The following is an 18,006-nucleotide window of genomic DNA, read 5'->3' on the forward strand; positions in this document are numbered from 1 at the left end:
TCGCCGGCGGCGAGCTCGGCCTCCAGCTTCTTCGCTTCGACCTTCAGGTCGATGCCCATCAGTTTCGGCGCGACGAACGGCACGAACAGCAGGGTCAGGATGTAACCGAGCACATAGGTGACGGCGTAGCCAGCCGCGATGTTGGCTTCCTGCTGCTTCAGCGCTTCCGCTGCCAGACCGAGCTGCGCCAACGCACCGGATGCGGTGCCGATGACGGAGGACTGCGTCAGGGCGCCGGCGGCGATTCCGGATGCGGTTCCCGGATCGAGCTTGAAGCTGTAGGCGAACGTCAGCACGATGAGGAGCCCGGTGCCGCCGAGCACGAGCGCCATCGCAACCTGTGCCAGTGTGCGAATGCTGAGCGACGCAAAGAATTCCGGCCCCGAGCGATAGCCGATCGTGAACACGAACAGGCTGAACAGGATGCCTCTGAGGATCGGCGGGAAGCTGAAGCCACCGAGCTGTCCGATCAGCACCGCGACGATCAGGACGCAGGCCGTGGTGCCGATCGCAAATCCGCGGATCTTGACCCGCCCCAGGACCGTGCCGACGGCGACGGCCAGCAGCAAGAAAATCTCCGGAGCCGTGGAGATGATCCACCTGAGAGTGTCCATAGTCGCTTCCCCCGACGCTTTGCCGCGATCTCAGTCCTGAAATCCGGGGATTGCTTGATCCATATCAAGCCTGTCGGTGGTAAGCCGCTGCCCATGGCAACATGCAGGAACTGCGACAGCCGATATCCCCGACATGAGTTCTCTCGACATCGCCGCCGGATCGTCGATACGCCGCGATGAAACGGTCTTGATCGTTCTCCTTCTTGCCTTCGCCGGCGGCTTTATCGACGCCTATACCTGGATCATCCACGGCGTGCTTGCCAACGCCCAGACCGCCAACCTGATCTTCCTCTGGGTTCATGCGATGGAAGGCGACTGGGTGAAGGCGCTGCACTTCGTGCCGCCGCTGCTCGCCTTTGCGGTCGGCATCGTGCTAGCGGCGTGGTTGCGCCGCGTTGCCGGCGAACGGGCGGCTGCGATCAGCACCCTGGTCGAGATCCTGCTGCTGGTCGCGATCGGTATTCTGCACAATCGGTTGCCTGATCTCGCCGGCACGCTGGGGATTTCGCTTGTTGCCGCCATGCAGGCATCCATCTTCACCAGGGTCGAAGGCGCGGTGTGCAGCACGGTGATGATCACCGGCAACATGCGCATGGCGATCGAAGCCGCCTTTGCAGCCGCGGGCGGTGGCGCGCCGGTCGGAACGCTGCGCCGAGCGGGTATCCTTGCCGCTCTCTCCGCAGTTTTCGGGTTCGGTGCCGCAGCCGGCGCGTTCGCCACCAAGATCATCCCCGATCTCGCACTTGGCATACCCGTGATCGCGCTCTTGATCGTGCTGCTGCGCTGCGAAACCGAGCGCGGCGAGGGGCGCGCATGAATGGACCGTCCGAACCCCGCACAGACTGGATGCGGTTCTTTCCGCCATCCGGCTGGCTTGCCGTCTATCGCAGCGAGTGGCTTGCCTCGGATGCGGTTGCCGGCGTCACGCTCGCCGCTTACGCGATCCCCGTCTCGCTGGCCTATGCGGCGCTGGCCGGGCTGCCGCCGCAGGTCGGCGTCTACGGCTACATGCTTGGCGGCATCGGCTACGCCTTGCTCGGATCGCCGCGGCAACTTGCGATCGGGCCGACCTCGGCGATCTCCCTGATGATCGCCGGCACCGTCGGCGCGCTCGCCGCCGGCGATGCGATGCGCTACGCGCAGATCGCGAGCCTCGCGGCCTTTGCGGTGGCCGTGCTGTGCTTCATCGCCTGGCTGTTCAAACTCAGCGTCCTCGTCCGCCTCGTCAGTGACAGCATTTTGGTCGGCTTCAAGGCCGGCGCCGGTCTCACCATCATCATGAGCCAGTTGCCCAGCCTGCTTGGCGTTTCCGGCGGTGGCCACAACTTTTTCGACCGGGCCATCAAGCTGGCCGGCCAGCTCGGCGACATCAATCTGCTCATTTTGGCGATCGGCGCGGCTGCGCTGCTGTTGCTGCTGCTCGGCGAGCGCCTGCTGCCGGGCAAGCCGGTCAGCATCACCATCGTCGCGGCATCGATCGCCGTCGCGACGCTTCTCGGGCTTCCGGCCTTAGGCGTCCCCGTCACAGGCAAAATTCCGGAGGGGTTGCCCTCATTGGCGCTGCCGACCTTTGGCCTCCTGGAGTTCGATGACCTCTTTCCGCTCGCCGCCGGTGTCGTGCTGCTGGCCTATATCGAAGGCGTCTCGGCCGCGCGCAGCTTTGCCGCCAAGCACGGCTATGCCCTAGACGTGCGGCAGGAGTTTTTGGGGCTGGGAGCCGCCAACCTCGCAGTCGCCTTCGGTCACGGCTACCCGGTCGCCGGCGGCCTGTCGCAATCGGCTGTCAATGATAGCGCCGGCGCGCGGACGCCGCTGGCACTGGTGATCTGCGCGGTGACGCTCGGGCTGTGCCTGCTGTTCTTTACGGGCCTTCTGACCAACCTGCCCAAGGCGGTGCTTGCGGCCATCGTCCTGGCGGCCGTCTACAGGCTCGTGGACCTGCGCGCGCTATTGCGGATGTGGCGGGTCAGCAAGTTCGACTTCTACGCCGCGACGATCGCGTTGGTGTCGGTGCTGCTGCTCGGCATCCTGCAGGGCGTCCTGCTCGCGTCAATCGCGTCGATTGTCCTGCTGCTCGCGCGGGCCTCGCAACCGAACATCGCCTTCCTTGGCCGGCTGCCCGGCAGCGGGCGCTATTCCGATAGCGCCAGGCACGAAGGTGTCGAGCCGCTGATCGGCGTTATGGCGTTCCGTCCAGAGGCCTCGCTCCTGTACATCAACGCCGAGACGATCCTCGAGACGGTGCTGGCGGCGCTGCGGCGATCGCCGGACATCCGGCTGGTGGCCTGCGACCTCTCGGCGTCGCCTTATATCGATCTGGCGGGCGCACGGATGTTGCACGATCTCTATGATGAGCTCGCCACCCGCCGGGTCGCATTCTGCATCGTGGGCGCGCACGCCCAATTGCGCGACCTCCTGCGGGCCGAGGGATTGGCCGAGAAGACCGACAGCGGCCAATGGCTGCGATCGCTCGACAGCGTGCTCGGTGACAGCCCCATGCGATAAGCCGGCGATAGGCCTGCCAAGCGGTCTCTGACATCCGTGTTGCAGCGCGAAGAATGCCGCTTTGAAGTTTTCCAGATCGCGCGCGTCCGTTGACTTGGATCAATGGAGCCATTGGTCCCTTACCCACGATCTCTCATCACCTTTGCTCCAAACGACCGGCAAGGATCGGGAGAGAAACATGTCCAAGGACGCCAAGCCCTCACACAAGCGCATTGATCAGTTCTTCTCCGGACCCGGGGGGCGCGCGGACGACTGGCGCGATCTCGTGGAATCCGCAAAAGTTTGGGCGAGGGGCGGGGATCGCGCGAAATACGATGCCGCGCTGGCCGATCTCTCCGTGACCGAAGAGTTTCACGGCTATCCCGGGCTGCAACTGATGGGCGCGCTGCGGGAAGCGGCTGCGACCGGCGATGCGGCAACCTCACTGGCCCTGGCAACGCGGTTGACGCAGGCGCTGACGACGCGGTCGTTCCGCCAGCATGCCGGCGATTGGAGCGCGAAGGATGACGGCAATGGCGAGGCCCCCGATCTGGTGCCGCAGGTGTTCGGGACGCACGCCGCGCGCCGCCCCTATTTCGAAACGTTGATCGTCACCGGCGTTCCGGCCGGCAGTTGGAATGCACTCGCCAATGAATGGCGCAAGCTGCGGCGTCCGGTCGACGCGTTCGTGTATGAGCCCGTCATCGTCGGCAGTCTCGAAGACGCCTTCTGCGCCACGCTGCTCAATCCGAACCTCGCCGCCGTCGTCATCAACGAAGGCTTTGGCCTGCGTTCGCGCCACGACGCGCCGGTGCTCCGCTCCATGACCGCCACCGCAGGCCTCAATGACGAGGCCGATGCCTCGGCGCTCCGGCTCGCCCATATCATCAAGAAGGTCCGTCCCGAGCTCGACATCTATCTGATGTCGAATCGCGACGTGGAGGCGATGGCCGGAAATCCGGAGGCCAATGTCGCGCGCCGCATCTTCTATTCGATCGAAGACCTCCTCGAACTTCATCTGTCGATCCTCGAAGGCGTGCAGGATCGCTACGACACGCCGTTCTTCGACAATCTCAAGAAATATGCACAGCGCCCGATCGGTACGTTCCACGCGCTGCCGATCGCGCGCGGCAAATCCGTGTTCAAGTCGGATTGGATCCGGGACATGGGCGAATTCTACGGCCTGAACCTGTTCCTGGCCGAGAGCAGCGCGACCACCGGCGGCCTGGACAGCCTCCTGGAGCCGACCGGCAACATCAAGAAGGCGCAGGACAAGGCAGCCCGCGCGCTCGGCGCCGATCGCGTATTCTTCGTGACCAATGGCACCTCGACATCGAACAAGATGGCTGTGCAGGCGCTGCTTGCGCCCGGCGACATCGCGATCGTCGACCGCAACTGCCACAAATCGCATCACTACGGCATGGTGCTCTCGGGCGCGCAGCCGCTCTATGTCGAGGCGTTCCCGATGACGGAATATTCGATGTACGGCGCGGTGCCGCTGAAGACGATCAAGCAGGCGCTGCTGAACGCCAAGGCCGACGGCCGGCTCGACCGCATCAAGCTGCTCGACCTCACCAATTGCACGTTCGACGGCCACATCTACAACACCCGCCGCGTGATGGAGGAATGCCTCGCCATCAAGCCGGACCTGATCTTCCTGTGGGACGAAGCCTGGTTCGGCTTCGCGCGCTTCTCGCCGTTCCTGCGGCGGCGCACGGGCATGGGTGCGGCCAACGAGATCGAAGCCTGGATGCACGATCCCCGGTCGGTCGCGGCCTACGAGAAGCAGCAGGCCGAGCTCGGCAAGAACCCGACCGACGAAGTCCTGCTCAAGACCCGGCTGATCCCCGATCCGCGCCAGATCCGCCTCCGGGTCTATCAGACTAATTCGACCCACAAGTCGATGTCGGCGATCCGGCAGGGATCGATGCTCGCAGTCAAGGACGTCGAATTCCATACGGTTGAGCAGCAGTTCAAGGAAGCCGTTTTCACGCACGCCTCGACCAGCCCGAACCAGCAGCTCATCGCAAGCCTCGACGTGTCGCGGCGGCAGATGGAGCTGGAGGGCTACGGTCTCGTCGCCAACGCCATGGAGATCGCGCTCGCCATCCGCCAGGCGGTCAACAACAATCCGCTGATCTCGAAATACTTCCGCGTGCTCGGTGCGGACGCCATGGTGCCCGCGGCCTATCGCCAGAGCGGCTTCACGGACTATCTGTCGCCCGGCGTGAACTGGGCCAATACACTCAAGAGCCTCGATGACGACGAGTTCTGCCTCGATCCGACCCGCATGACGCTGGTGTGCGGCACCGCCGGTTTCGACGGCACCCAGTTCAAGGGCATTTTGGCGAACGAGTACAATATCCAGGTCAACAAGACCTCGCGGAACTCGGTTCTGGTCCAGTCCAACATCAACAACACCCGCAGCGACGTCGCGCACCTTATCAGGGTGCTCGCGGAGATCGCGGGTGAGGTCGATCGCGGGCTCACGCAGGGCGGAGCCAATGCGAAGAAGACGTTCGAGGCCCGGGTCAATAGCCTGATGAAGGACGTACCCGACCTGCCGAACTTCTCGCATTTCCACCCGAGCTTCCGCGGCGACGCTGGCACCAAGACCAACGAAGGCGACATCCGCAGCGGCTTCTTCGCGGCGTATGACGCCGCCGGGTGTGAACACATCCGCCTCAACGATCCCGAGATCGACCGCCGTCTGAAGGCCGGTCCCGAGCTCGTCTCGGCGAACTTCGTGATCCCGTATCCGCCGGGCTTTCCGATCATGGTGCCGGGTCAGGTCATCACCCAGGAAACCATCGACTTCATGCGCAAGCTCGATGTGAAGGAGATCCATGGCTACGACGCCAAGGAAGGCCTGAAGCTCGTGCGCACGGAAGCCTTGGCGAAGATCGGCCGGCCCAAACCGGGTGCGGCGACCAAGCTCAAGGCTGCGTCATAAGAGGGGACGACAATGCAGGGGTTTTTCACATTCTTGCAGCAGAATCCGTATCTGCTGCTGTTCTTCGTCGTCGGGCTCGCCGTCTATATCGGGCGGGCCAGCATCAAGGGTTATGGCCTCGGCATGGTCGCCGGCGCCATCGTGGTCGGCGCGGGCCTGTCGGTGTGGGCATCGACCTACGGCGTCAAGCTCGAGCTGAACAATTTTGCCAAGAGCCTGTTCTACTACCTCTTCATGTACGGCGTCGGCCTGCGCGTCGGACCGTCCTTCATCAACAGCCTCGGCGGCGACGGTCTCAAATTCACGATACTCGCCGTGGTGTCGAGTGTGATCGGCCTTGCCCTCGTTGTGATCGGTGCAAAGCTCTTCGAGCTTCCGGTCGGAGCTGCCGGCGGGATGCTGGCGGGCTCGCAGACCATGTCGGCGGCTATCGGCTCCGCCGAGCAGGCCATCACCTCGGGCGTCGTCAAATTACCTGACGGCATGAAGCCTGAGCAAGCATCGGGCATGATCGCGCTGTCCTACGGCATCACCTATATCTGGGGCACCGTCGGCATCATCCTGATCTGCAAATATTTGCCGCGCTGGTGGGGTGTCGACGCCAAGGCGGCGGCCAAGAAGTATGAGCAGGAATTCGGCGTCAAGGATCTGGAAGGCGGCGGTCTCACCGGCTACCGCCAGTTCGGCCTGCGCGCCTACCGGCTGGAGAACCCCGCCCAGGTCGGGATGAGCATTGCGGGCTTCCGCAAGAGCAATCCCGAATACCGCATCGTCAACGTGCAGCGTGGCGGAGAGGCGCTGGGCGCCGATCCCGATCTCGTTCTACAGAAGGGCGACGTCATTGCGCTCGGCGGCTCGACCGAACATCTCACCGACAAGATTGGGCTGATCGGTCCTGAGGTCGCCGACGCCAAGGCGCTCGGTATTCCCATGGACCAGGCCGACATCCTCGTCACCAACAAGGACATGGTCGGGCGGACCTTCGAGTCGTTCCGCGAGACGGCGCTGGCCGGCCAGCTCCAGGTCACCAAGGTCGAGCGCGGCGGCGTTCAGATCCCGGCGGGCCTCAAGACCGAACTGCAGCGGATGGACATCGTGTCGGTGGTTGGCCTCAAGTCGGCCGTCAACGAGCTCGGCGAGATGTGGGGCCGCATCGCGCGGACCAACACCTCGACCGATCTCTTGACGCTCGCCGTCGGCATGATCATCGGCTTCCTGATCGGCATGATCGAGTTCCCGGCCTTCGGTGCCAAGATTGGTCTCGGCAACGCCGGCGGCCTGCTGCTGTCGGGCGTGCTCGTGTCGTCGCTGGTCTCCCGGCTGCGCTTCTTCGGCAATACGCCGAACGCCGCGCGCAACGTGCTGGAGGATCTCGGTCTCGTCGTCTTCGTGGCCATCGTCGGCATCAATGCCGGTGCGGGACTGCTCTCGCAGCTCACCGGTGCGGTTGCCCTGAAGATCTTCATCGTCGGCTTCATCGCTTGCACGATCCCGCCGTTCATCGTCTGGGCGATCGGATTCCATGTTTTCAAGATCAACCCGGCGGTGCTGATGGGCGGCGTTGCCGGTGCACGCTCGCATTCCGGCCCGTGCCGCGAGGCCGCAGTCGAGATCCAGAGCTCGGTGCCCTGGATCGGCTTCCCGGTCGGCTACGCCGTCTCGGGCATCCTGCTCACCGTGTTCGGCTACTTTGCAATGATCCTGGCCCAGTAGCGCGGCGCCATATCAAGGGGAAATGAGTAACATGAGAAAGATTGCTATCTACGCCGCCCTTGCCGCCACGCTTGCGGGTATCGCCGGTTTCTCGACGCCGTCGCGCGCCGAGACCGGCGAGGTCGCGGTCGTCTTCACCAAGGGCGGCTTCATCGTCGGCATCGGCGGCGGCGAGGGGGTCTTGCTGTTCCGAGGCAAGAAATACCCGTTCACCGTCTCCGGCATGAGCGTCGGCTTCACGGTCGGCGCGTCGACCACAAAACTGGTCGGACGCGCGCTCAACCTGAAGGGGCCGGCCTCGATCGAGGGATCTTATGCAGCCGGCGGGGCCGGCGGTGCGGTGGCCGCAGGCGCCGGCGCCGTGCAATTGCAGAACGCCAACGGCGTGATCCTGCAGCTCTCCGGTCCGAAGGTCGGCGCGGAAGTGTCGGCTGCAGTCGGCGGCGTCACGATCCGACTGAAATGAGGGCGAAGCAGGCACACACAAAAACGGGCCGCGTTCAGCGCGGCTCGTTCTTTTGGGGTCGCGCTAGTATCGCTCGGTGACGAAATTCATGCCCTTCAGGGTCGCCTGGTCGTCATAACGTCCCTTATTCGAGCGTTTTGGCAGCTTGACCTTGTCCTTTTTGATCCGCTTGTACGGGATCGCGCTCAGCAGATGCGCGATACAGTTCAGCCGCGCCCGCCGCTTGTCATCGGAGCGGATGATGTACCACGGCGCATGCTTGGTGTTGGTGGCCTTCAGCATCATGTCGCGCGCCCGCGAATAGTCGTACCAGCGGCCGTAGGATTCCAGATCCATCGGGCTTAGCTTCCATTGTCGAAGCGGATCCTCAATTCGCGCCTCGAAGCGGCGATCCTGTTCCTCCATCCCGACCTCGAGCCAGATTTTGATGAGGATGATGCCGCCGTCGACGAGATATTTTTCCATCTGCGGACAGAGTGCCAGGAAACGTTCATGTTCTGCCGGCGTGCAGAAGCCCATGACATATTCAACGCCGGCGCGGTTGTACCAGCTCCGGTCGAAAATCACGATCTCGCCGCCTGCCGGAAACTTCTCCATGTAACGCTGGAAGAAGAGTTGCGTCTTTTCCCGGTCCGACGGCGCCGGCAATGCCACCACACGGAACACGCGTGGGCTCACCTTTTCGCTGATGGCCTTGATCGTACCGCCCTTGCCGGCGGCGTCGCGGCCTTCGAAGATGACGATGACGCGGAGCTTGTTCGCCCTGACATAATCCTGGAGATGGCAAAGCTCGATCTGGAGCTTCTCCAGCGCCTTCTCGTAGTCCTTGCGCTTCATGCGCTCCGCAGCGTCTTCTTTGGCTTTAGCCATGCTCAATCGCCCCAAGAAATCGTGACACCGATGTCGCCGGGAACGCCGCCCGGGAAATCGATGATCTGATAGGCAATGCGATAGCCGCGCGGTTTCAGATGATCGGTCCAGAGCTGAAAGATCTCCTTTGGGATGCCGGTCAATGTGTTCTCCCAGCCCTTTTCCATCTGGTTGATGGCGCGGCCCTTGTCCGTGCACAACGTGTTGGGAAAGCGGTAGACCTGGACCTCGGTCAGGCCGTTTCGCACGGCACGGCCGATGATCGTGGAGGCGAGCTTGACCTTCTCCTCCTCGGTCTTGCCCGAGGGCTTACTGAGCCGCTCGATCAGGGCGAGCTTCTCCGCCTCGGCCGCGGCGGCGACCTTGGCGTATTCCGCGGCCTTCTCGGCCTCCTTGAGGGCGGCTTCCTTGCGGATCTGCGCGGCGCTGGGAATGAGATCGTCGAGGCCGGCCATGGCTGCTGCTCCTGAAATAGTGTTGGCAGTTCGGCGTTCGCGGAAACGCTATGTCCGGCAAAGGGCAATCCCTTGATTCAAATCAAGCAAACGCGCACCCTACATGGGCACCGTGCCGCAAGAGCGTCGTGCGCGACGGGCTTTGCCCAGGAGACACCATTGAGCGAGCAGCTTCATCCGATGGCCCCGCACCATCTGCCGTTCTTTCTCGCGCCTGGTAGCGGGACGGATACGCTGATGGTGGTGATGGGCCTCTTCCTCATTGGCTCCATATTGTGGCTTGGCACGCTGTATTGGAAACTGCACAGCCTTCCCGAACGGATGGCGCACAAGTCCCAGAAGCTGCAATTCGAGATCGTCGCCGTGCTCGGCCTGATCTCGCTCTTCACCCACATGCACATCTTTTGGGTGGCGGGGCTGTTGCTTGCGATGATTGACATACCGGATTTTGGAACTCCGATGCGCAGCATCGCCGACTCCGTCGAGAGGATCGCCGACGCTACGCCGGGGCAGGAGGGTGCGGCGCCGCCGCCAGCCTCACCGCCAGCGGAGAAGCCAGACGCCGCCAAGGAGAAGGAGCACAGCCATGCTTGAGCTGATCCTGTGCTCTCTTTTCACGCTCCTGCCTGACTATCTGTATCGCCGTTACGTTCAGGGCAAGCGCTTCGGCAAGGAGATCACGTTCTTCTCGGTCTGGTACGAGCTGCGCTGGGGCATCACCGGCTGCCTGATGCTCACCGTCGCCCTGATCACGATGATCTTCTATTACCATCCAGCGACGAACGCAGCGACGCTCTATTTCCGCACCGTGCCGATCATGCCCGTCGGCGTCGCCGGTCGGGTGGCCGAAGTGAATGTCGGTTATAGCCAAGACGTAAAGAAGGGTGACGTTCTGTTCAAACTCGACAGTGCGAAGCAGGAAGCCGCCGTCGAGACCGCCAAGCGGAAAGTTGCCGAGATCGATGCGTCGATGGCGTCGGCGCAAGCCGACGTGGTCAAGGCTGAGGCACAGATCGGCGAAGCCAAGGCGAACCTGCAACAGGCGAAGGACGAGCTCGACGTCAAGTCCGAGCTGCAGCGCCGCAATCCCGGTATCGTCCCGCAACGTGATATCGAGAAGCTGCAAGTGCTTGTCGATCAGCGGCAGTCCGGCGTAGACGCTGCCAACGCGGTCAAGCAATCGGCGACACTGCGAGTCTCGACACTCCTGCCGGCGGAGAAGGCAAGCGCCGAAGCAGCACTGGCCGAAGCGCAGGTGCTTCTTGACCAAACGGTCGTTCGCGCAGGCGTCGACGGCCGCGTCGAACAATTCCTTCTTCGCGTCGGTGACGTCGTCAATCAATTGTTGCGGCCGGCAGGCGTTCTCATTCCCGCGGGCGCCGGCAAGGGAGGGCTTCAAGCCGGGTTCGGCCAGATCGAGGCGAATGTGATGAAGGAAGGCATGGTGGCGGAAGCGACCTGCATGTCGCGCCCCTGGGTCATCATTCCGATGGTGGTCACGAATGTGCAGGACTACATCGCCGCTGGACAGTTCCAGGGTGGACAGCAACTGCTCGAAGCGCAGAACGCCGTAAAGCCCGGCACCGTCCTCGCTTTCTTGGAGCCGCTCTACAAGGACGGGCTCCGGGGTGTGACGCCCGGCAGTACCTGCATCGTCAACGCTTACACCAGCAACCACGAGGAAATTGCCGACCCCAAGACCGGCGCGTTCCGCGGCTTTGCGCTGCACGTGGTGGATGCGACCGGGCTGGTGCATGCGTTGCTGCTGCGTATCCAGGCGCTGCTGTTGCCGATCAAGACGCTAGTGCTGAGCGGCCACTGATCCTAACGACCGTAGTCGCTGCCGAACGAACAACGGCGGCCACGAACCGACTGGCACCGGCGGCTATTCCGACGTCGACCTCGTGTTTGACGGCAAGATGATCTCGCTCTACGGCAACGACGCCAAGGCCTATGTGCAGGCCGATGCGCCGGGCACGGTCGACCAGATGATCGCAGCGATGCAGGCGCGCTCGGGCCTCGGGATGCCCGGCACCGATCTCATTCTCTCGACCGCCTGTGACGAGCTGACGGCCTCGACGACGGAAGGCAAGCATATCGGACAGGGCGTCATCGACGGCGTCGAATGCGAACATCTCGCATTCCGTACGCCGGAGACCGATTGGCAGATCTGGATCGAGCCGGGTGCAAAGCCGGTGCCGCGCAAATACGTCATCACCAGCAAGACACTGACCGGCGCGCCGCAATACACGCTGCGGATCCGCGACTGGAAGACCGACGCCTTCACCGATGCGGACACCTTTGTGTTCAAGCCGCCGGCCGGTGCCAACAAGGTTGACCTCCAGTCCGTCGCCATGGCGGATTTCGACGAACTTCCCCCTGGAACGCCGCAAGGAGCCAAGAAATGATCACGTCGCGAAATCTTTTCATCTCCGCCGCGGCAGTCGTCGCCTTTGCCGCCGGCCTGTCCTGGAGTGAAACGAGCCGCATTGCCGATGGCACAATCTTCCCGGAAGCGCAGGCGCGAGTCGGCCGTCCCCTGACGCCCATGAGGTATGCGGGCGTCGCACGGCGGACGACGCGACGGGCGGTGGCGGTCGGCGCCGCAGCGGGCGCGGCCGGCGCATACTATGCACCGGGCTGCGTGCAGGTCGTGGATGCCTACGGCCAGGTCGTGACGCGCTGTTGAGGCGTGAGCGGTGCGAGACGCTTGGAGATCGCGCGATTGCCGCTAAAGTTGTGCCGAGGAGCAGCCGATCGAAGCTGCCGGGGTAGAGAATGAGCGGGCGCATCGTTCGTCTGGTTTACGAATGCTTCCGTTGCCGAGATATTGACGCGGGCCGCAAGCCTGCCGCCTCACACCTCATTGTTCTGGCAGTTGATGTCGGTCGACGCTGCGGGCGTCGCCCATGAGGGCGATTTTGCCGCGCGCCAGCTTCGCGCGATCGCCAACGCTCCGATCTTTTCCATCCATCGCGCACGAGCTGAACCAGCCGCTCGGCTCCATCCTCACCAATGCCGAGACGGCTGAGATCATGTTGAAGAGCGGTTCGCCTGATCTGGACGAGATCAGGGAGATCCTCGCCGATATCAGGCGCGACGACCACCGGGCCAGTGAGGTGATCCGCAGGTTGCGCAGCATCTTGAGAAAGACGCAGTTCGAAGCCGCCGAGATCGACCTGACGAGACCGTCGGCGCAGCGATCGGCTTCCTGGCCGCGGTGGCCAATGGACGACGGATCGCCCTTAGATTCGCACCCGCCGCCGAGGCCTTGCACGTCACAGGCGATCCCGTTCAGCTTCAGCAGGTCATCCTCAACCTGATCATCAACGCCATCGATGCGCTTGCAGAAACGGAAGCGAGAACGCGCGAGGTCAGCGTGACCACCGTACGCTCCGGCGCTTTTGCGGAGATCCGGATCGAGGACAGCGGCCCCGGCATTGCGAGCAGCGATCTCAAGAACGTGTTCAATCCGTTCTACACCACCAAGCCGCAAGGCATGGGCATGGGCCTGATTATCGCGCGGACCATCGTCGAGGCGCATCGTGGCCAGATCATTGCGGAGAACAAGCCGGCCGGCGGAGCGCGGTTCACGATCCGGCTGCCGATCGCGCGGTAGTTGTCTTGCGTCGCAGCAGGATCGCGCGCCGGCGACGTGGGCTGGTCCGGTTCCTTTGATCTTTGTCAAAGAACGCGACGCCCCGGGCCCGATGCTTCCAGCCGAAATGCCAATGGAGGGTGTGATGTTTGGCTGCGGCAAGACCCTGATCGCGCTTGCGCTGGTGGTGGCGATACCCGTCGCCGCTTCAGCACAGACCCCGGCTGCGCCAGCGACGCCGGCGCCGGCTGCAACTGCCGCGCCGCCCGCAGCGCCGCCGGCGGCCGAATTGCTCAAGCCCGAGCAGCTCGAGGCGCTGGTGGCGCCGATCGCACTCTATCCCGACGAGCTTCTCGCCAACGTGCTGGCGGCGTCGACCTATCCGCTGGAGGTCGTGCAGGCCGACCGCTGGCTGAAGGAGCGCAAGAGCCTCAAGGGCGACGCCCTGAAGACCGAGGTCGACAAGCAGGCCTGGGACGACAGCGTCAAGGCGCTCACCAGCACCGCCGAGGTCTTGACCATGATGAGCGACAAGCTCGACTGGACCCAGAAGCTCGGCGACGCATTTCTCGCGCAGCAGCCCGACGTGATGGACGCGATCCAGCGCCTGCGCACCAAGGCCTATGACAACAAGAAGCTCGCCACCACCAAGCAGCAGAAGGTCAGCGTTCAAAGTCAGGAAGGCAAGCAGGTCGTCGTGATCCAGCAGGCGAATCCGGCGGAGATGTATGTGCCCTATTACGATCCGGCGACGGTCTACGGCACGTGGCCCTACGCTGAATATCCGCCATATTATTGGGGCTATCCGTCCTATATCGGCGCGGGCGTGGTTGCCGCGGGCCTCGCGTTCGGCACCGCCTGGGCCATCGGCCGCTGGGGCAATTACTGGGGCGGCGGCTGCAACTGGGGCAACCGCAACGTCTACGTCAATCACCGCACCACTAACATCGGAAACGGCTGGCAGCACAATCCCGCGCATCGCGGCGGCGTGCGCTACAACAACGCCAATGTTGCGAACCGTTTTGGGAACACGAACATCAAGGCGGGTGCCGCCGACCGCATGGATTTCCGCGGCCGCGACGGAAACCAGGTGCTGCGTCCCGATCAGGGCAACCGCGCAGGTGACCGGGCTGGAGACCGCGCAGGCGATCGTGCTGGTGACCGGGCAGGAGATCGAGCCGGCGATCGCGCAGGAGACCGTGGCGGTGATCGCGCCGGCGACCGTGGCGGAGACCGCGCTGGTGCAGGTGATCGCTCCAAAGGCGGCGGCGATCGAGCCAAGGGCGGTGGCGATCGTGCAGGAGCCAAGGCCGGTGGCGCGAAGGCGGCGAACCGCGCAGCGCCAGGCGGCGGCAATCGTGCAGCGGCAGGCGGCGGCAATCGCGGTGGCGCCATGAACGTCTCATCGGGCCGGGCGGCAGCGGCAGCATCGGCACGCGGAGGCGCCAGCATGGCGAGCATGCGCGGTGGCGGCGGTGCTGCCATGGCCGGTCGTGGAGGCGGAGGCGGTGCGTCCATGGGCGGCGGCGGCCGTGGTGGCGGTGGCTTTGGTGGCGGAGGCGGTCGCGGTGGCGGCGGCGGTGGCCGGCGTTCGGACATCGCGCTGAAGCACGACATCACGCTGCTCGGCCATCTCGCCAACGGCCTCGGCTACTACCGCTTCAGCTACATCGGCAGCGACAAGGCCTATGTCGGCGTGATGGCGCAGGAGGTCGAGGCCCTGAAGCCGGAGGCGGTGAGCCGCGACAGCGACGGCTATCTGCGCGTCCACTATGAGAAGCTCGGGCTGAAATTCCGCACATATGGCGATTGGGTCGCAAGCGGTGCACGGATTCCCGCGGAGGTGACGCCATGATCGCCCTCAGGTCGCTTCAACGTGCCGCGCTGCCGGGACTGGTCGCGCTGGCGCTGCTGTCCTCGCCATCGCTGGCACAGCAGTCCTATAAATCGCCCGAAGACGCGGCGGCCGCGCTCGCCGCAGCCGTGAAGAGCGGCCCTGGCGATATATTGAAGGTGCTCGGCAGAGCCGCCGACGACATCGTCTCGTCCGGCGACGAAGTTGCTGATGCCGACATCCGTCAACGCTTCACCGCTATGTATGACCAAAAACATTCGATCAAGACAGAAGGCAACAAGAAGGCCACACTCCTGCTTGGGCCGGACGATTTCCCGTTCCCGATTCCGTTGGAGAACACCAAGGCCGGTTGGGAGTTCGACACCGCTGAAGGCCGTATCGAGGTGCTTCGCCGCCGCATCGGCCGCAACGAGCTCGATGCCATCCAGACCGCACTGGCTTATGTCGATGCCCAGAACGAATATGCCGACAAGGATCGCGGCGAGGGCGTCGGCGTCTATGCGCAGCGTTTCGTCTCAACGCCCGGCAAGAAGGACGGCCTGTTCTGGCGTGACGATTCCGATCCGAGCCCGCTCGGGGCATTGGCGGCCGAAGCGTCGCGCGAAGGCTACAGGGCCGGCGACATCGAGCCCGCGCCCTATCACGGCTACTACTTCCGCATCCTGAAGGGGCAGGGGCCGGACGCCCCCGGCGGCGCGCTCAACTATGTCGTCAAGGGCAAGATGATCGGCGGCTTTGCTCTGATCGCCTGGCCCGCAGAATACGGCAATTCCGGCGTGATGACCTTCCTGGTCAACCACAACGGCGTCGTCTACCAAAAGGATCTAGGCGCAAAGACCGACTTCGTCGCCAAGCGCCTCACGCTGTTCGATCCCGACCAGACCTGGAAGAAAGTCGATGCGGCCAAACCGTGAAGCGCGACGCGCCGTGTCGCGCGCGCTCGCGATTGTCCTGACGGCGGTCGCGCTGCTCGCTTTCACCGCGCCGATGACGCCCGGTCACACGCAGGCCGCCGGTCACGTCCGGGTCAAGATCCTCAAGGCCGGCCTCCTGGTGGGCGGCGGCGCCGGCAGCGGCGTCCTCACCTGGCGCGGCCGCAACTATCCGTTCCGCGTGTCCGGCGTGAGCTTTGGCATCACGGCCGGTGCAACTATCGGCCGCCTCGACGGCTGGGCCTCCGGCATCCGCGAAATCGGTGACTTCGCTGGCGCCTACAGCTCTGTCGGCGGCGGATTTGCACTCGTGGGCGGCGTCAACGGCGTTCACCTGCGCAACGAGAAGGGCGTGACCATCGTATTGCAGGGCCCCAAGGCCGGCATGGAAGTCGCCGCCAATCTGAGCTCCATCACAATCGCCCTGAAGTGAGGTTGCACGTTCCGCGCGATGTCGCATCGGAGCGGGTTGACCTGTCGAGAGACGACCTATATGGCGATGGCACGCCAACGGACCGCCTCCGAAGGTGTGGGATCTGCCTGTTCGTTCGTGGATGAAAAGGTCTCGCCAACTACCTGATATTTAAGCTACTTTCTAATGGGGCCACGTGGCGGAGTGGTTACGCAACGGTCTGCAAAACCGTGTACACCAGTTCAATTCTGGTCGTGGCCTCCATCACCCCTGACTTTCCAGTCCGATTTTGTCTTGACGCGGCTCCGTTGGGTCGGCTCGACCAACGTCGCTATGCGCGCACCCGTGAACGCCCGGATATCCGGCATCACGAGGTCTTAACGGTTTCAGCCTGACGATTTGCCTGAATGCACCGGGTTCGTCCGGGCTTGCTGGACCCGCGGGAGTCAGGTGCCTTTGGCATTGAGTTCCTTGGCATGGCGTTCGCATCCGTCTGGATGCAATTCCGTTTCAACAGCACGCTGGAGAGCACGTGGGCGACATCGTCCGATTCGTTTCGAAATCCGAGCTGGAGCGGGCGCGCCTCATTCGCGAGGCACGCGCGATTTACGACAGCATTTTCCCGCCCGCGGACCCGGTGAGGGAGCCGCAGGAGCGGGACGAATCGCAGGGCGTCGAAGCTTGATGTCGGTTACCGACGCCTGATCAGACCGGCCGCGGTATCGTTGGGTGGGAGAGCGGTCTGCTCAGCAGACGGCGTACCAGCCCTCGGGGAACGGCAGGAGCGGCCAGGCGCCGTCATTGTCGTTGGCGGCCTTGAGCGTCGCGTTGAACTTCCACGAGCGGGGCACGAATTCCTCCTCCGGCACGGGCTCAACGGCGGCCCGCACGGCGTCCAGCAGCAGATTGAACTCGGCTTCGCTCATCACATCCTCCCCACTTGGGACGACGCAACTTCGCAATACCGGCTTTGAGTCCAGTTGAGCGAATCGCTCGAATTTTACGCATTCGGCGATCGGGACCCGACTGGTTAGCGATTTCATAAAAATCCCCGGGCGGCAGGGTAGGCGGCCCCGCACCGCGTCCCGTGTGAAGGAGATCACATTCTTCGCGATTTATTTCTCGCAAGGTCTCCCGCGACACCGGCCCATCCGGGTACGGCGCAACACACGGGAGACGGTCATGAAGGCGCGGTTCCTACGGTTTGCAGGCGTCAAAAGCCGGGCCCGTCGGGCCTCGACGGTCGGTCTCTTCCTGACACTGTTCGCCTCGGCCTCCGCCAATGCGCAGGGAACTGCGGAACAGCGCCGGGCCTGCAGCCCCGACGTCTATCGCCTCTGTGCCGGGGAAATCCCCAACGTCCGCGCCATCACGGCCTGCCTCAGGCGCAACCGGTCGAGCCTCAGCGAGGCCTGCCGCGCCGTGTTCGACCAGGCCGGCGGCTGAGCCGGGCAGCCTGTGGGCTTGTGCGCAGCAAGCATTGTGCATTTGCTCGGGAATCCGCTCCGACCGGGCTGTGGATATGCTGCGGATAAGTTGTTGAGGACCGGTGAGCTGCGCCGGCGGGTAATCCCCGAAAACGGTGAATTCGGCTTCGATCCGTGCCTGCCAACCAATTCGGGTGGCGAATAGATTCTGGGCAGGCACCTGCCCA

The 18,006-nt window shown here is 63.8% G+C and carries 18 protein-coding genes, 1 tRNA gene and 2 pseudogenes; 17 read left to right on the forward strand and 4 right to left on the reverse strand.

Features of this window, described 5'->3' with window-relative positions; genetic code table 11:
- Positions 1 to 614: pseudogene (locus C2U70_RS18070) on the reverse strand (transporter); the annotation flags it as partial.
- Between the two features lie 133 nt (positions 615 to 747).
- Here C2U70_RS18070 and C2U70_RS18075 point away from each other — a divergent pair.
- The 5 genes from C2U70_RS18075 (at position 748) to C2U70_RS18095 (ending at position 8,230) form a co-directional block, all read left to right on the forward strand.
- Positions 748 to 1,431, forward strand: a complete 684-nt coding sequence (locus tag C2U70_RS18075) for a YoaK family protein (RefSeq protein ID WP_140979786.1) — start codon at positions 748 to 750, stop codon at positions 1,429 to 1,431.
- Positions 1,428 to 3,119 carry a SulP family inorganic anion transporter gene (locus C2U70_RS18080; protein ID WP_140979787.1) on the forward strand — a complete coding sequence of 564 codons (1,692 nt, stop codon included), beginning with the start codon at positions 1,428 to 1,430 and terminating at the stop codon, positions 3,117 to 3,119. The genes C2U70_RS18075 and C2U70_RS18080 overlap by 4 nt, the downstream gene beginning before the upstream one ends.
- 178 nt (positions 3,120 to 3,297) lie before the next feature.
- Entirely contained in the window at positions 3,298 to 6,051 is a 2,754-nt protein-coding gene (locus C2U70_RS18085) for a decarboxylase (RefSeq protein WP_140979788.1), read from the forward strand.
- Positions 6,052 to 6,063: 12 nt separating this feature from the next.
- Positions 6,064 to 7,764 carry an aspartate:alanine exchanger family transporter gene (locus C2U70_RS18090; protein WP_140979789.1) on the forward strand — a complete coding sequence of 567 codons (1,701 nt, stop codon included), beginning with the start codon at positions 6,064 to 6,066 and terminating at the stop codon, positions 7,762 to 7,764.
- Between the two features lie 31 nt (positions 7,765 to 7,795).
- Entirely contained in the window at positions 7,796 to 8,230 is a 435-nt protein-coding gene (locus tag C2U70_RS18095; protein WP_140979790.1) for a hypothetical protein, read from the forward strand.
- 63 nt (positions 8,231 to 8,293) lie between these two features.
- On the opposite strand, the gene ppk2 is transcribed toward C2U70_RS18095, so the two are convergent.
- Together ppk2 and C2U70_RS18105 are read right to left on the reverse strand one after the other, a co-directional pair.
- On the reverse strand, positions 8,294 to 9,100 hold the full coding sequence (gene ppk2 / locus C2U70_RS18100; protein WP_140979791.1) for a polyphosphate kinase 2: 807 nt from the start codon (positions 9,098 to 9,100) through the stop codon (positions 8,294 to 8,296).
- A gap of 2 nt (positions 9,101 to 9,102) precedes the next feature.
- Positions 9,103 to 9,555 carry a hypothetical protein gene (locus C2U70_RS18105; protein WP_140979792.1) on the reverse strand — a complete coding sequence of 151 codons (453 nt, stop codon included), beginning with the start codon at positions 9,553 to 9,555 and terminating at the stop codon, positions 9,103 to 9,105.
- A 180-nt stretch (positions 9,556 to 9,735) separates the two neighbouring features.
- On the opposite strand from C2U70_RS18105, the gene C2U70_RS18110 reads away from it, so the two are divergent.
- From C2U70_RS18110 to C2U70_RS33055, 11 genes and pseudogenes are all read left to right on the forward strand, one after another.
- Positions 9,736 to 10,149: a hypothetical protein gene (locus tag C2U70_RS18110; protein ID WP_140979842.1), complete on the forward strand. Its 414-nt coding sequence runs from the start codon at positions 9,736 to 9,738 to the stop codon at positions 10,147 to 10,149.
- Positions 10,142 to 11,377, forward strand: coding sequence for an HlyD family secretion protein (locus C2U70_RS18115; protein ID WP_140979793.1), 1,236 nt, complete (start codon positions 10,142 to 10,144; stop codon positions 11,375 to 11,377). The genes C2U70_RS18110 and C2U70_RS18115 overlap by 8 nt, the downstream gene beginning before the upstream one ends.
- Positions 11,378 to 11,444: 67 nt before the next feature.
- Positions 11,445 to 11,963, forward strand: a pseudogene (locus C2U70_RS18120) (DUF2092 domain-containing protein); the annotation flags it as partial.
- Positions 11,960 to 12,244: a hypothetical protein gene (locus C2U70_RS18125; protein ID WP_140979794.1), complete on the forward strand. Its 285-nt coding sequence runs from the start codon at positions 11,960 to 11,962 to the stop codon at positions 12,242 to 12,244. The pseudogene C2U70_RS18120 and the gene C2U70_RS18125, both read left to right, overlap by 4 nt.
- Positions 12,245 to 12,464: 220 nt before the next feature.
- Complete coding sequence (locus C2U70_RS33490; protein WP_246666784.1) at positions 12,465 to 12,878, forward strand: histidine kinase dimerization/phospho-acceptor domain-containing protein; 414 nt, start codon at positions 12,465 to 12,467, stop codon at positions 12,876 to 12,878.
- Positions 12,827 to 13,174 carry a sensor histidine kinase gene (locus C2U70_RS33495; protein WP_246666785.1) on the forward strand — a complete coding sequence of 116 codons (348 nt, stop codon included), beginning with the start codon at positions 12,827 to 12,829 and terminating at the stop codon, positions 13,172 to 13,174. The genes C2U70_RS33490 and C2U70_RS33495 overlap by 52 nt, the downstream gene beginning before the upstream one ends.
- Before the next feature lie 124 nt (positions 13,175 to 13,298).
- Positions 13,299 to 15,008, forward strand: coding sequence for a DUF3300 domain-containing protein (locus C2U70_RS18135; RefSeq protein WP_186294336.1), 1,710 nt, complete (start codon positions 13,299 to 13,301; stop codon positions 15,006 to 15,008).
- The gene (locus C2U70_RS18140; protein ID WP_140979796.1) at positions 15,005 to 15,922 is read left to right on the forward strand and encodes a DUF2950 domain-containing protein; all 918 of its coding nucleotides are present in this window, start codon (positions 15,005 to 15,007) and stop codon (positions 15,920 to 15,922) included. The genes C2U70_RS18135 and C2U70_RS18140 overlap by 4 nt, the downstream gene beginning before the upstream one ends.
- Entirely contained in the window at positions 15,906 to 16,373 is a 468-nt protein-coding gene (locus tag C2U70_RS18145; RefSeq protein ID WP_140979797.1) for a hypothetical protein, read from the forward strand. The genes C2U70_RS18140 and C2U70_RS18145 overlap by 17 nt, the downstream gene beginning before the upstream one ends.
- A gap of 169 nt (positions 16,374 to 16,542) precedes the next feature.
- Positions 16,543 to 16,616: transfer RNA gene (locus C2U70_RS18150), tRNA-Cys, on the forward strand.
- 268 nt (positions 16,617 to 16,884) lie between these two features.
- The gene (locus tag C2U70_RS33055) at positions 16,885 to 17,037 is read left to right on the forward strand and encodes a hypothetical protein (RefSeq protein ID WP_186294332.1); all 153 of its coding nucleotides are present in this window, start codon (positions 16,885 to 16,887) and stop codon (positions 17,035 to 17,037) included.
- A gap of 61 nt (positions 17,038 to 17,098) precedes the next feature.
- On the opposite strand, the gene C2U70_RS18155 is transcribed toward C2U70_RS33055, so the two are convergent.
- Positions 17,099 to 17,278, reverse strand: coding sequence for a hypothetical protein (locus tag C2U70_RS18155; RefSeq protein WP_140979798.1), 180 nt, complete (start codon positions 17,276 to 17,278; stop codon positions 17,099 to 17,101).
- Positions 17,279 to 17,534: 256 nt separating this feature from the next.
- Between C2U70_RS18155 and C2U70_RS18160 the strand changes: the two genes are divergently transcribed.
- On the forward strand, positions 17,535 to 17,798 hold the full coding sequence (locus tag C2U70_RS18160; RefSeq protein ID WP_140979799.1) for a hypothetical protein: 264 nt from the start codon (positions 17,535 to 17,537) through the stop codon (positions 17,796 to 17,798).
- Positions 17,799 to 18,006 lie beyond the last annotated feature (208 nt).

Source organism: Bradyrhizobium guangdongense, from assembly GCF_006483445.1.
Classification (GTDB): Bacteria; Pseudomonadota; Alphaproteobacteria; order Rhizobiales; family Xanthobacteraceae; genus Bradyrhizobium; species Bradyrhizobium guangdongense_A.